Here is a 13,092-nt window from a genome sequence, read left to right as displayed (position 1 = left end):
CGCCGGCCGGCGCTCTCCGTCCGTGACCGGGCGCCGGCCGACGTCGGACCCCAGCACAGCAGAGGACACTGCGGGAAGGGGAAGGCATGACAGCGACGACCGACGGAAGCGGCGGGGCTGCGCCCGGCGCGGACGCGGCCAGCGGAACGGCACGACCGGGCCCGCCGGGTGCACCGGGCCCGGCGGGAACCGCCGGAGCACCGGGCGCCCGGGGAACGGGTGCCGGGGGAACGGCGGGAGCGGTCGGGCGGCCGGCGCCGGCCGGGGCCGGCGGCGGTGACGCAGGCCCGGTCGCGGCGGGCACCGCCCAACGGGCCGCCGAGGAGGCCGCCGCCCGCGCCACCCGGGCCCTGCTGGCCCGCCAGGACGCGGCCGGCTGGTGGAAGGGCGACCTGGAGACCAACGTCACCATGGACGCCGAGGACCTGCTGCTGCGCCAGTTCCTCGGGATCTCCGACGAGGCCGTCACCCGGGCCGCGGCCCTGTTCATCCGCGGCGAGCAGCGCGACGACGGCACCTGGGCCACCTTCCACGGCGGGCCGCCCGAACTCTCCGCCACCATCGAGGCGTACGTCGCCCTCCGGCTCGCCGGGGACGCACCCGACGCGCCCCACATGTCCCGGGCCTCCGCCTGGATCCGCGCCAACGGCGGCATCGCCGCCGCCCGCGTCTTCACCCGGATCTGGCTCGCGCTCTTCGGCTGGTGGCGGTGGGAGGACCTGCCCGAACTCCCGCCCGAACTGATCTTCCTGCCCTCCTGGGTCCCGCTCAACATCTACGACTTCGGCTGCTGGGCCCGGCAGACCATCGTGCCGCTCACCGTCGTCTCCGCGAAGCGCCCGGTGCGCCCGGCCCCCTTCGCCCTCGACGAGCTGCACACCGACGCCCGCCGCCCCAACCCGGCCCGGCCGCTCGCCCCCGCGCTGAGCTGGGACGGAGCCTTCCAGCGACTCGACCGGGCCATGCACCTCTACCACCGGGTCGCGCCCCGCGCGGTGCGCCGGGCGGCCATGAACGCGGCCGGCCGCTGGATCGTCGAACGCCAGGAGAACGACGGCTGCTGGGGCGGCATCCAGCCCCCCGCCGTGTACTCCGTGATCGCCCTGCACCTCCTCGGCTACGACCTCGGGCACCCGGTGATGCGCGCGGGCCTGGAGTCGCTCGACCGGTTCGCGGTCTGGCGCGAGGACGGCGCCCGGATGATCGAGGCCTGCCAGTCGCCCGTGTGGGACACCTGCCTCGCCGCCATCGCGCTGGCCGACGCGGGCCTGAGGCCCGACCACCCGGCCCTGGTGAAGGCCGCCGACTGGATGCTCGGCGAGGAGATCCGCCGCACCGGGGACTGGGCGGTGCGCCGGCCCGGCCTCGAACCGGGCGGCTGGGCCTTCGAGTTCCACAACGACACCTACCCCGACATCGACGACACCGCCGAAGTGGTGCTGGCGCTGCGCCGCATCAAGCACCCCGACCCGTCCCGGGTCGAAGCCGCGATCGCCCGCGGGGTGTCCTGGAACCTCGGCATGCAGTCCCGCAACGGGGCCTGGGGCGCCTTCGACGCGGACAACACCAGCCCGCTGCCCAACCGGCTGCCGTTCTGCGACTTCGGCGAGGTCATCGACCCGCCGTCCGCCGACGTCACCGCCCACGTCGTCGAGATGCTCGCCGTCGAGGGCCGGGCCGCCGACCCGCGCACCCGGCGGGGCATCGACTGGCTGCTCGCCGAACAGGAGCCCGGCGGCGGCTGGTTCGGCCGGTGGGGCACCAACTACGTCTACGGCACCGGCTCGGTGGTGCCCGCCCTGGTCGCCGCCGGGATCTCCCGGACGCACCCGGCCGTCCGGCGGGCCGTGACCTGGCTGGAGGCCGTACAGAACGAGGACGGCGGCTGGGGCGAGGACCAGCGCTCCTACCGGGACCCCGGAGCCTGGGCCGGCCGCGGCGTGTCCACCGCCTCGCAGACCGCGTGGGCCCTGCTCGCGCTCCTCTCGGCGGGCGAACGCGACGGCAAGGCCGTCGAGCGTGGCATCGCCTTCCTCACGCAGAGCCAGCGCGAGGACGGCACCTGGGACGAGCCGTACTTCACCGGCACCGGCTTCCCGTGGGACTTCTCCATCAACTACCACCTTTACCGGCAGGTGTTCCCGCTGACCGCCCTGGGCCGCTACCTGTACGGCGAACCGTTCGGCGGCGGTCCGGCGGGCGGCCCGGCGGGAGCCGCGGCCGACACGCCCGCCGGAGTTCCCGCCGGCGGGGGAGCGCCCTGATGGAGCCGGGGCGCGGGCACACGACCCCACCGGACGGGCCGGGACCGGTGGACGGCCCCGCCCTGGTGATCGCCTGCGCCCTCGGCATCGAGCGGTTCGCGCTGCGCAGCGCCGGCCGGCACGGCGCCCCGGACGGCTTCACCGTGCTGCGCACCGGCATGGGACCCAAGGCCGCCGAACGCGCCGTGGTCCGCACCCTCGGCGCCCCCCGGCTGCGGGACGCGGCCGTACTCGCCACCGGATTCTGCGCCGGCCTCGTCCCCGGCATGCACCCCGGGGACCTGGTGGTGGCCGCGGAGACCCGGGACGAGGAGGGCCGCACCCCCTGTACCGGGACCGGCCTGCTCGTGCAGGCACTGGCCCGCGCGGTACCGGGCCGGACCGTCCACACCGGCCCCCTGACCGGCTCCGACCACGTCGTACGGGGAGCCGAACGGGCGTCTCTGCGCGCGGGCGGCGCCGTCGCCGTGGACATGGAGTCCGCGGCCACCCTCCGTACGGCGGCCGGGGCGGTCGGAGAGTCCGGGTGGCGCCCGGTTGCGGCCGTCCGGGTGATCGTGGACGCTCCGGAGCATGAGCTCGTCCGAATCGGCACGGTACGCGGTGGAATATCGGCCTTCCGCGTCCTTCGTGCCGTCCTACCTGCTTTCTTCGACTGGCACCGTTCTTTGCTGCTCCCCAGGAGGTGAGCCAGATGGCCATGCCGCTGCGACAGTCCATCAGGGTCGGGACCTATCTCTTCGAACAGAAGCTCCGCAAGCGTGAGAAGTTCCCGCTGATCGTCGAGCTGGAACCGCTCTTCGCGTGCAACCTGAAATGTGAGGGCTGCGGCAAGATCCAGCACCCGGCGGGGGTGCTGAAGCAGCGCATGCCGGTCGCGCAGGCGGTCGGCGCCGTCCTGGAGTCCGGCGCGCCGATGGTCTCCATCGCGGGTGGCGAACCGTTGATGCACCCGCAGATCCACGAGATCGTGCGACAGCTCGTGGCCAAGCGGAAGTACGTGTTCCTCTGCACCAACGCCATGCTGCTCCGCAAGAAGATCGAGAACTTCACGCCCTCGCCCTACTTCGCGTTCGCCGTGCACATCGACGGGCTGCGCGAACGCCACGACGAGTCGGTCGCCAAGGAAGGCGTCTTCGACGAGGCCGTGGCCGCCATCAAGGAGGCCAAGCGGCGCGGCTTCCGGGTCACCACCAACTCGACCTTCTTCAACACCGACACCCCCCAGACCATCATCGAGGTGCTCAACTACCTCAACGACGACCTGAAGGTCGACGAGATGATGATCTCGCCCGCGTACGCCTACGAGAAGGCCCCCGACCAGGAGCACTTCCTCGGCGTCGAGCAGACCCGCGAGCTCTTCAAGAAGGCCTTCGCCGGCGGCAACCGCCGCCGCTGGCGGCTCAACCACTCCCCGCTGTTCCTGGACTTCCTGGAGGGCAAGGCGGACTTCCCGTGCACCGCGTGGGCGATCCCCAACTACTCCCTCTTCGGCTGGCAGCGGCCCTGCTACCTGATGAGCGACGGGTACGTACCGACGTACCGGGAGCTGATCGAGGACACCGACTGGAGCAAGTACGGCCGCGGCAAGGACCCCCGATGCGCCAACTGCATGGCGCACTGCGGGTACGAGCCCACCGCCGTCCTCGCCACCATGGGATCCCTCAAGGAGTCCATCCGGGCCGCCCGGGAGACCGTCACGGGCAACCGCGGCTGACCCGGCACCCCGCCCGAAGCACCCGGTAGCCAGCGCCAACGAGGGGGGCCGGCATGTCGATCCTGGAAGGAATCCGGGGACCGCGCGATCTGAAAGCGGTCCCCGGGGAGCGGCTCGCGGAACTCGCCGCCGAGGTCCGGGAATTCCTGATCCACGCGGTGGCGCGGACGGGAGGCCACCTCGGGCCCAATCTCGGCGTGGTCGAACTGACGATCGCCCTGCACCGGGTCTTCGATTCGCCGACGGACCGAATTCTCTGGGACACCGGTCATCAGAGTTACGTGCACAAAATCCTGACCGGCCGCCAGGACTTCTCCAAATTGCGCGGAAAGGGCGGCCTCTCCGGATATCCGTCGCGCGAGGAGTCCGCGCACGACGTGATCGAGAACTCCCACGCCTCGACGGTCCTGAGCTGGGCCGACGGGCTGGCCAAGGCCGCGCGGGCCCGCGACGGCGGGCGCGGCCGCACCCGGGCGGGGCGCGTCGTCGCCGTCATCGGCGACGGGGCGCTCACCGGCGGGCCGGCATGGGAAGCGCTCAACAACATCGGCGCGGCGAACGCCCGCCGCCCGCTCGTCATCGTCGTCAACGACAACGGGCGGTCGTACCTGCCCACCGTCGGCGGACTCGGCGAGCACCTGGCCGCCCTGCGCACGGGTCCCGCCGGCGGCGGCGGGAGCGGCGACCGGGACTCCACCGACGGCGGGACCGGCACCGACGACGGGACCGGCGGCGGCTCCCGGGCCGGCGGCGTGTTCGGGCACCTGGGGCTGGAGTACATCGGCCCCGTCGACGGACACGACGTCACCGCCGTCGAGTCCGCGCTGCGCCGGGCCGCCCGGTGCGGCGGCCCGGCGCTCGTGCACTGCGTCACCGAGAAGGGCCGCGGCTGCCCGGCCGCCCTCGCCCATCAGGCGGACCGCTTCCACACGGTCGGCGTGATGGACCCCTTCACCGGCGAACCGCTCGGCCCGCCGCCCGGCCCGTCCTGGACCGACGTGTTCGGCGCGGAACTGGCCCGGATCGGCGCCGAGCGCCCCGACGTCGTCGCCGTCACGGCGGCCATGCTGCACCCCGTCGGGTTCACCGGCTTCGCCGAGCGGTTCCCGGACCGGGTCTGGGACGTGGGCATCGCCGAACAGCACGCCGTCACCTCGGCGGCCGGCCTGGCCACCGGCGGCCTGCACCCCGTCGTCGCCGTCTACGCCACCTTCCTCAACCGCGCCTTCGACCAGCTGCTGATGGACGTGGCCCTGCACCGGTGCGGGGTCACCTTCGTCCTGGACCGGGCCGGCATCACCGGCGTGGACGGGCCCTCCCACCACGGCATGTGGGACCTTTCCCTGCTCCAGGTCGTGCCGGGGCTGCGGATCGCCGCCCCGCGCGACCCCGACCAGCTGCGCGCCCAGCTCCGCGAGGCGCTCGACGTGGCCGACGCCCCGACCGTACTGCGCTTCCCCAAGGAGGCGGCCGGGGAGCCGGTGCCCGCCGTGGGGCGGGCCGGCGGCATGGACGTCCTGCGCTGGGCCGGTGCGCAGCACACCGCCGCCGGTGACGCCGACGGCGCCGCCGCGCCGCAAGGGGCCGACCGGGCCGGCGGGGACGTGCTGCTCGTCGCGGTGGGCGTGCTGGCGCCCGTGTGCCTGGGGGCCGCCGAACTGCTCGCCGGGCGGGGCGTCACCGTCACCGTGGTCGACCCCCGCTGGGTCAAGCCCGTGGACGAGGCCCTCGCCCCGCTCGCGGCCCGGCACCGGCTGGTCGCCGTCGCCGAGGACAACAGCCGCACCGGCGGGGTCGGCTGGGCGGTCGGCCAGGCGCTGCGGGACGCCGGGGTCGACGTACCGCTGCGCACCTTCGGCGTTCCCGAGCGGTTCCTCGCGCACGCCAAACGCGGCGAGGTCCTCGCGGACATCGGCCTCACGCCGGTCGAGATCGCCGGGGCGATCGGCGCGGCCCTGACCCGGAACACCATCGACGACCACGAGGAGATGACCACATGACGGACGGGTCCGGGGGGTTCGACCTGGGGCGCCTGCTGGCCGAGCGGGGTGCGGAGCGGTACGAGCTGCACGCCCGGCACCTCAACCACCAGCTCCCGCGCATGCTCCACACCATCGGATTCGACAAGGTCTACGTACGGGCCGAGGGAGCGCACTTCTGGGACGCCGAGGGCAACGACTACCTCGACATGCTCGCCGGGTTCGGGGTGATGGGCCTGGGCCGGCACCATCCGGTGGTCCGCAAGGCGCTGCACGACGTCCTGGACGCCTCGCTCGCCGACCTCACCCGTTTCGACTGCCAGCCGCTGCCGGGCCTGCTCGCCGAGCGGCTGCTGGCGCACAGCCCGCACCTGGACCGGGTGTTCTTCGGCAACAGCGGCACCGAGGCGGTCGAAACCGCGCTGAAGTTCGCGCGCTACGCGACCGGGCGGCCCAGGGTCCTGTACTGCGCGCACGCCTTCCACGGGCTCACCACCGGCTCGCTGTCGGTCAACGGGGAGAGCGGTTTCCGGGACGGCTTCGCGCCGCTGCTGCCCGACACGCAGATCCCGCTGGGCGACCTGGGCGCGCTCGAACGCGAGCTGCGGCGCGGCGACGTGGCCGCGTTCGTGGTCGAGCCGATCCAGGGCAAGGGCGTGCACGCGCCGCCGCCGGGCTTCCTGCGCGCCGCGCAGGACCTGCTGCACCGGCACAAGGCACTGCTGATCGCGGACGAGGTGCAGACCGGGCTGGGCCGGACCGGGCGGTTCTACGCGTACCAGCACGAGGCCGGGGTGGAGCCGGACCTGGTGTGCGTGGCGAAGGCGCTGTCGGGCGGGTACGTGCCGGTCGGGGCGACCCTCGGCAAGGACTGGATCTTCAAGAAGGTCTACTCGTCCATGGACCGCGTGCTCGTGCACTCGGCGAGCTTCGGGTCCAACGCGCAGGCGATGGCGGCCGGGCTGGCGGTCCTGTCCGTGATGGCGGACGAGGACATCGTGGCGCGTGCCGCGGCCACCGGGGACCTGCTGCGCGGCCGGCTGGCGGCGCTGGTGGACGAGTACGAGCTGCTGCACCAGGTGCGGGGCCGCGGCCTGATGATCGGCATCGAGTTCGGCCGGCCGTCCTCGCTCGGGCTGCGCAGCCGGTGGTCGGTGCTGCAGGCGGCCCGCAAGGGGCTCTTCGCGCAGATGGTCGTCGTTCCGCTGCTGCAGAAGCACCGGATCCTGACCCAGGTGTCCGGGGACCACCTGGAAGTGATCAAGCTGATTCCGCCGCTGGTGATCGACGAGAAGGACGTCGACCGGTTCGTCACGGCCTTCCGGGAGGTCATGGACGAGGCGCACGGCGGCGGCGGGCTGATGTGGGAGTTCGGCCGGACGCTGGTGAAACAGGCCGTCGCGAATCGGTGACAGAATCGCTCGCATGGACGACAGCGAGACCAGCGGTACGGACCCGGAGCCGAGGACGGGGGCCCGCCGGTTCATCGAGGACCGGATTCCGCGGGGGCTCGCGATCCGGGTCTTCGTGTACGTCGTGGCGGGCCACCTCTTCGCGGCCTTCGTCTACCTGCTCTTCACCGTGGGCGGCGAGCGCTAGCGGGCCTCCTCCAGGAGCCGGGTGCGCAGCCGCTCCAGGGTTTCGGGGCTCAGCCCCAGGCCGTCGGACAGGTACGGGTCCACCCCGCCCCAGGTCTCGTCGATGGCGGCGAAGGCCGCGTCCAGGTACTCGGCGCGCGCGTCGAAGAGGGGGCCGAGCAGCTCCAGTGCCTCGGGGCTGTGCTCGTCCTCGGGCCCGCTGCGCTTGACCCGGTAGCGGCGGTGCGGGGCGTTCGATTCCAGGTAGTCCGCCGTGATGGCGTCGCGCTCGACGCCGAGCGCGAGCAGGGTGACGGCGATGGACAGACCGGCGCGGTCCTTGCCGGCCGCGCAGTGCAGCAGCACCGGCACGCTGTCGTCGGCCATCGCGTGCACGACCCGGCTGTGCTCCGCGGTCCGCTCCTTGATCATCCTCTGGTACGAGAAGGACATGCGCGCGGCGGCCTTGCCCTCGCCGAGGATGTCGCGGAGCTGCTCGACGCCGCCCTCGCGGACCATCCGCCAGAAGTCGCCGCCGTACGCCGGGTCGGACAGCGGGAGGTTCACGTGCCGCACGCCGGTGAGTGCCACGTCCGCACCCTCAAGGGCCTGATCGGACGCGTTGCGGAAGTCGAAGATGGTGTGGAGGCCGAGCGAGTTGAGGTACTCGGTATCCGTTTCGGTGGCATGTGCCAGATGTCCGCTTCGGAAGAGATGACCGCTACGCACCCGACGTCCGTCAATGGTCGGAAGGCCGCCTACGTCACGGAAGTTACGGACTCCGGTCAGCCGGGGCTCGGTCGGTATGCGCTGGGTCACGTGGGCTCCTTGCGGCGAAGTGGGGCACCTGGGGCTATGTCCGAATTGCGCTACTTGGCGTCAAGTTACCGCAAGGGTCGGGCAGATGTGGAGGGGCGTGCGGGCACGTCCGCCCCTCGCTCGTGAGCAGGATCATACGGTGACCGTGCGTGCTGGGGGGTCCGAGTCGAAACCCGTTGTGGGGACGGCTGTTACGTGCCCGCAATAGACGGACAGTGACCGTAATTCCGGCGATCATTCAGCTCCCCGATTCCTTTGGGGAATTCATGACTTGTTCCGCCCGGCCGAACTCGATTACGTTCACGGCCGAGCCGGGTGGAACGCCAAATCCTGCCGCCACCCGGAAACCGCATCCGACCAATTACGTACGGCAGGAGCGGGGGAACCAGGTAAGCCGCCGTTCTGGATCTTTACTCCGGAACGGCTTGGGGTGAAGCCGTACTCGTACGGCCGGACATCTCCAGTCCGAACCCGACAGCTCACCTCGCAGGCGACGGAGAGGAATTCGCCATGCCCGGAAAGGGTAAGCACCGCCGCCCGAAGAGCAACCCGATGGCCCGCGGCCTCGTCGCCGCCGGCACGGGAAGCGCGGCGCTCGCGCTGCCGCTGATGGGCGCCACCGGCGCCCACGCCGCCGAGAAGGCGGCCGCCCCGGCCGCGGTTCCGGCCCAGGCGGCGGCGCACGTCCAGGCCCAGGCGCCGGCTTCGGCCGCTGCGACGAAGGCCGCGCCGACCACGTACACCGTCGTCGCCGGCGACTACCTCTCCAAGATCGCCGCGGAGCGGAACCTCGAGGGCGGCTGGGAGCGGCTCTACGCCGACAACCGCGCGGCGGTCGGCACCGATCCGTCGCTGATCCACCCGGGTCTGGAGCTGACCCTCGGCGGCACGGCCAAGACGAAGGCCGGCGCCAAGGCCGAGGGCGAGCCGAAGCGCGAGCGCGCTTCCCGGTCCGGTCACAAGTCGGCGGCGCCGCAGAGCGCGCGCACCTCGGGCTCCTCCGAGTCGGGCTCCGCTTCCTCTGCCGACTCCTCTTCTTCGTCTTCTTCGTCTTCGGCTTCCGGGTCCGCCGTGGCCGCCGGCTCGAAGTCCGCCGCCGGGTTCGTCGCGCCGGTGTCCGCCCCCATCTCCACCTCGTACCGCCAGGGCGGCAGCATGTGGTCCAGCGGTTACCACACCGGTGTGGACTTCACCGTCGGCTCCGGCACCACCGTCCACGCCGTCGGCGCGGGCACCGTGGTCTCGGCCGGCTGGGCCGGCTCGTACGGCAACGAGGTGATCATCCGCCACGCCGACGGCCACTACTCGCAGTACGCCCACCTCTCCTCCCTGAGCGTCTCCTCCGGCCAGAGCGTGTCGGCCGGCGACTCCGTCGGCCTGTCCGGCTCCACGGGCAACTCGACCGGGCCGCACCTGCACTTCGAGATCCGCACCGGGCCGTCGTACGGCGACGACATCGACCCGCTCGCCTACCTGCGTGCGCAGGGCGTGAGCGTCTGACGGCTCACGCCGTCCGACGGCCGGGGCCGGAATCCGAGGGGGATTCCGGCCCCGGCCGCGTGTGCGCCCGCTCTTATTCCTGACGTATTCCAAATGGCTGAAACTGACCGGGTGGTATAGATCACCCCGCGTCAACCCCTTCCTACGGTCGCGTAAGTCACATCGCGAGGTGAAAGATGTGCTCCCGTGGCAGGCGATTCGACTTTTCTCTCATCCGGACGGGGTCCCGTGATCCCCTTCGGCTCCTACGCGGCGATCGGCGACAGCTTCACCGAGGGTGTGGGCGACCCCGGCCCCGGCCCGGGCGGGCCCGGCGGCCCCGGTATCCCGGACGGCCGGGTCGGCCTCGACGTCCCCGGAGCGAGTGAGGCCTTCGTGGGCTGGGCGGACCGGCTCGCCGTCCTCCTCGCCGACCGGCGCGAGGAGCACGACTTCCGGTACGCCAACCTCGCGGTGCGCGGCCGGCTCCTCGACCAGATCGTGGCCGAGCAGGTGCCCCGGGCCAAGGAGCTGGCCCCCGAACTCGTGACCTTCTGCGCGGGCGGCAACGACATCATCCGGCCGGGCAGCGACCCCGACGACGTCGCGGAGCGATTCGAGGCGGCCGTCGCCGACCTCACCGGCGCGGTCGGCACGGTCATGATCACCACCGGGTTCGACACGCGGGGCGTCCCCGTCCTGCGCCACATCCGGGGCAAGGTCGCCACGTACAGCGCGCACGTCCGGGCGATCGCCGACCGGTACGACTGCCCGGTGCTCGACCTGTGGTCCCTGAAGTCGATCCAGGACCGGCGGGCCTGGGACGACGACCGGCTGCACCTGTCGCCGGAGGGGCACACCCGGGTGGCCCTGCGGGCGGCCCAGGTCCTGGGCCTGGAGGTGCCGGCCGACCCGGACCAGCCCTGGCCGCCGCAGCAGCCGCGCGGCTCGGCGGAAGTCACCCGCGACAACATCCAGTGGGCGCGGGACTACCTCGTACCGTGGATCGGGCGGCGGCTGCGCGGCGAGTCCTCCGGGGACCACGTCGAGCCGAAGCGGCCCGACCTGCTCCCGCTGTAGCGGCTGCCGGGCGGTGAGGACACGCCGTCCGGTGCGTCCGAACGATCCGCCCACTCCACCCGTCCACCGGCCCGTCCACACGATCCGTCCACCCGAAACGGCGTGGCCGGAATCGTTCGGGTCGGGTACGCGTTGGGATGGGCAGAGACACAGCGGACCACATCAGTTCCCACCGCCCCAGGAGGCGCTTTGACCGGCTCCCGACCACTGCGTTCAGAACTCCGCGCGCTGCGCCCGGCCGCCTTCGGAGCGGACCCGTCCGGTGACCGGATGGAGCGGATCCGCCGTTCGCCGAACTTCGCCGACGGCGTGTTCCAGAACCCCGTCGGGGCGCGGCGGCGGCCGTCCGGGTCGATGCTGAACTTCGCGAAGGTCTACTTCCGCAAGGAGGAGCGGGTCCGCCGGGTGCCGGCGGCACCCATCCCGGTCCACCCGACCACCCTCAAGGACCTCTCGCACCCGCCGCAGAGCGGACTGCGGCTGACGTGGATGGGGCACAGCAGCGTCCTCGCCGAGATCGACGGCCGCCGGGTGCTCTTCGACCCGGTGTGGGGAGAGCGCTGCTCTCCGTACAGCTTCGCCGGCCCCAAGCGCCTGCACCCGGTGCCCGTGCCGCTGGCCTCGCTCGGCCCGGTCGACGTCGTGGTGATCTCCCACGACCACTACGACCACCTGGACCTGCCGACGATCAAGGCCCTGGTGGGCACGGACACGCTCTTCGCGGTGCCGCTCGGCGTGGGCGCGCACCTGGAGCGGTGGGGCGTCGCGCCGGACCGGATCCGCGAGCTGGACTGGAACGAGAGCACGAAGATCGCGGGCCTGTCGCTGACGGCCACCCCGGCCCGCCACTTCTGCGGCCGCGGCCTGCGCAACCAGCAGCACACCCTGTGGGCCTCGTGGGTCGTCGCGGGCGACGCGCACCGGATCTACCACAGCGGTGACACCGGATACTTCCCCGGCTTCAAGGAGATCGGCGCCGAGCACGGTCCCTTCGACGCCACGATGATCCAGATCGGCGCCTACAGCGAGTACTGGCCCGACATCCACATGACGCCCGAGGAGGGCATGCGCGCCCACCTCGACCTGCAGGGCGGGCAGCCGTCCGGCACGATGCTGCCGATCCACTGGGGCACGTTCAACCTGGCGCCCCACCCGTGGGAGGAGCCGGGCGAGGGCACGGTAGAGGCGGCCGCCCGCGCGGGCGCCCGGATCGCGCTGCCGATCCCCGGCCTCCCCTTCGAGCCCGGCACGGACGACGTGCCGGCCACGCCCTGGTGGCGCGAAATCGCCGCCGGGGGCGGGACGCCCGCCACCCGTCGACCGGCTCCGCTCCCGGCCGCGGCCATCCCCGCGGGCGAAGTCGACGCCCCCGGAACGGCTCCGGTCGCCGGGTCCGGCGCGGCGCGCGGCCCGGAGGACGAGGAGCGGACCGCGGCCCCCCTGGCGTAGCTCGCGACCGAGGCCGCGGGCGCTGCGGGCCGGGCGTGGCTGCCCGTGGGCCGCGGGTGCGGCCCGGCCGGGCGGTTTCGCGCCCCGGCGGCGCGGTGTGTTACGCCCCGGTGGCGCGGCGGCGCCGGGTCCGTCGTACGTAGGCCCATGCGCCCGCCGCCGACGCCGCTGCCAGCAGGCCGATGCCGGCCGCCCACCGGCCCCGGGACCCGCCGCCGGACTCCTCGTCCGCCTGCGCCGCGCACCGCGCGGACGGCGTGTCCGCCGCGTCCGGGGTGACGGTGAGCGTCGCGGTCAGCCGTACCCGGTCGGTGCGGGTGCGGATGCCGGTGCCCTTGAGGGTCACGGTGTAGGTGCCGGGGCGGACGTCGCAGCGGATGCGCGTCTCGCCCGACAGGGTGGCGCCCTTGCCGTAGGCGGCGAGCGCCGCCGGCGCCGTGAAGGCCGGCGACTCGCCCCGCCAGTCCGGGCCGGCCGCCGACACGTCGACGCCCTCGGCGTCCCCGCCCGCTCCGCCCGCGAGGAACACCCGTACGGCGTCGCCGCGGTGGGCGGCGGTAGGACTCACGCTCAGCGGTGCGTCCCCGTCGGCGGCCGCGGCGGGGAGCGCCGGCGCTCCGGTCGCCACCGTCACGGCCGCCGCCGCGGAGAGAAGAACGGCTGTCGTGCGCATCGCACCCCCATGGCGGGCTCGGTCGCCCCGCACGTGCGGGGCCGCCCGTATGGAT

General features: G+C 73.2%; 11 protein-coding genes and 1 riboswitch. Of the genes, 9 read left to right on the top strand and 2 right to left on the bottom strand.

Features of this window, described 5'->3' with window-relative positions; translation table 11 throughout:
• The first annotated feature begins 86 nt into the window (after nt 1–86).
• From shc to OG764_RS07650, 6 genes are read left to right on the top strand one after another with little or no spacing between them, the layout of a single operon-like run.
• Nucleotides 87–2,264 (top strand): squalene--hopene cyclase, encoded by a 2,178-nt coding sequence (gene shc / locus OG764_RS07675; protein WP_328967641.1) that lies wholly within the window; start codon nt 87–89, stop codon nt 2,262–2,264.
• On the top strand, nt 2,264–2,953 hold the full coding sequence (locus OG764_RS07670) for a phosphorylase family protein (RefSeq protein WP_328967640.1): 690 nt from the start codon (nt 2,264–2,266) through the stop codon (nt 2,951–2,953). Before shc ends, OG764_RS07670 begins: the two co-directional genes overlap by 1 nt.
• A 5-nt stretch (nt 2,954–2,958) precedes the next feature.
• Entirely contained in the window at nt 2,959–3,981 is a 1,023-nt protein-coding gene (hpnH, locus tag OG764_RS07665; RefSeq protein ID WP_328967639.1) for an adenosyl-hopene transferase HpnH, read from the top strand.
• Between the two features lie 53 nt (nt 3,982–4,034).
• Nucleotides 4,035–5,981 (top strand): 1-deoxy-D-xylulose-5-phosphate synthase, encoded by a 1,947-nt coding sequence (locus OG764_RS07660; RefSeq protein ID WP_328967638.1) that lies wholly within the window; start codon nt 4,035–4,037, stop codon nt 5,979–5,981.
• Nucleotides 5,978–7,372, top strand: coding sequence for an aspartate aminotransferase family protein (locus OG764_RS07655; RefSeq protein ID WP_328967637.1), 1,395 nt, complete (start codon nt 5,978–5,980; stop codon nt 7,370–7,372). Before OG764_RS07660 ends, OG764_RS07655 begins: the two co-directional genes overlap by 4 nt.
• A gap of 13 nt (nt 7,373–7,385) precedes the next feature.
• Complete coding sequence (locus tag OG764_RS07650; RefSeq protein ID WP_328967636.1) at nt 7,386–7,559, top strand: DUF6126 family protein; 174 nt, start codon at nt 7,386–7,388, stop codon at nt 7,557–7,559.
• Here the strand turns inward: OG764_RS07650 and OG764_RS07645 are convergent.
• Nucleotides 7,556–8,356, bottom strand: a complete 801-nt coding sequence (locus tag OG764_RS07645; protein ID WP_328967635.1) for a tyrosine-protein phosphatase — start codon at nt 8,354–8,356, stop codon at nt 7,556–7,558. The two genes, OG764_RS07650 and OG764_RS07645, sit on opposite strands and share 4 nt — an antisense overlap.
• A 344-nt stretch (nt 8,357–8,700) precedes the next feature.
• A riboswitch (cyclic di-AMP (ydaO/yuaA leader) is annotated at nt 8,701–8,864 on the top strand.
• A 2-nt stretch (nt 8,865–8,866) separates the two neighbouring features.
• On the opposite strand from OG764_RS07645, the gene OG764_RS07640 reads away from it, so the two are divergent.
• From OG764_RS07640 to OG764_RS07630, 3 genes are all read left to right on the top strand, one after another.
• Nucleotides 8,867–9,856 carry a LysM peptidoglycan-binding domain-containing M23 family metallopeptidase gene (locus OG764_RS07640; protein ID WP_328967634.1) on the top strand — a complete coding sequence of 330 codons (990 nt, stop codon included), beginning with the start codon at nt 8,867–8,869 and terminating at the stop codon, nt 9,854–9,856.
• Nucleotides 9,857–10,042: 186 nt separating this feature from the next.
• Nucleotides 10,043–10,915, top strand: a complete 873-nt coding sequence (locus OG764_RS07635) for an SGNH/GDSL hydrolase family protein (protein WP_443055864.1) — start codon at nt 10,043–10,045, stop codon at nt 10,913–10,915.
• 189 nt (nt 10,916–11,104) lie between these two features.
• The gene (locus tag OG764_RS07630) at nt 11,105–12,364 is read left to right on the top strand and encodes an MBL fold metallo-hydrolase (protein WP_328967632.1); all 1,260 of its coding nucleotides are present in this window, start codon (nt 11,105–11,107) and stop codon (nt 12,362–12,364) included.
• A gap of 100 nt (nt 12,365–12,464) precedes the next feature.
• Here the strand turns inward: OG764_RS07630 and OG764_RS07625 are convergent, their stop codons facing one another.
• Nucleotides 12,465–13,037, bottom strand: coding sequence for a hypothetical protein (locus tag OG764_RS07625; protein WP_328967631.1), 573 nt, complete (start codon nt 13,035–13,037; stop codon nt 12,465–12,467).
• Nucleotides 13,038–13,092 lie beyond the last annotated feature (55 nt).

The sequence above is a fragment of the Streptomyces sp. NBC_00239 genome, assembly GCF_036194065.1.
Classification (GTDB): domain Bacteria; phylum Actinomycetota; class Actinomycetes; order Streptomycetales; family Streptomycetaceae; genus Streptomyces.
Note: the sequence above shows the minus strand (reverse complement) of the source record. Positions and strands in the feature narration are given on the sequence as shown.

Bases quoted from the DNA above. Each gene is read 5' to 3' on its own strand.
- shc (WP_328967641.1), top strand. From the start codon at position 87: ATGACAGCGACGACCGACGGAAGCGGCGGGGCTGCGCCCGGCGCGGAC.
- OG764_RS07650 (WP_328967636.1), top strand. From the start codon at position 7,386: ATGGACGACAGCGAGACCAGCGGTACGGACCCGGAGCCGAGGACGGGG.
- OG764_RS07660 (WP_328967638.1), top strand. From the start codon at position 4,035: ATGTCGATCCTGGAAGGAATCCGGGGACCGCGCGATCTGAAAGCGGTC.
- OG764_RS07625 (WP_328967631.1), bottom strand. From the start codon at position 13,037: ATGCGCACGACAGCCGTTCTTCTCTCCGCGGCGGCGGCCGTGACGGTG.
- OG764_RS07655 (WP_328967637.1), top strand. From the start codon at position 5,978: ATGACGGACGGGTCCGGGGGGTTCGACCTGGGGCGCCTGCTGGCCGAG.
- hpnH (WP_328967639.1), top strand. From the start codon at position 2,959: ATGGCCATGCCGCTGCGACAGTCCATCAGGGTCGGGACCTATCTCTTC.
- OG764_RS07640 (WP_328967634.1), top strand. From the start codon at position 8,867: ATGCCCGGAAAGGGTAAGCACCGCCGCCCGAAGAGCAACCCGATGGCC.
- OG764_RS07670 (WP_328967640.1), top strand. From the start codon at position 2,264: ATGGAGCCGGGGCGCGGGCACACGACCCCACCGGACGGGCCGGGACCG.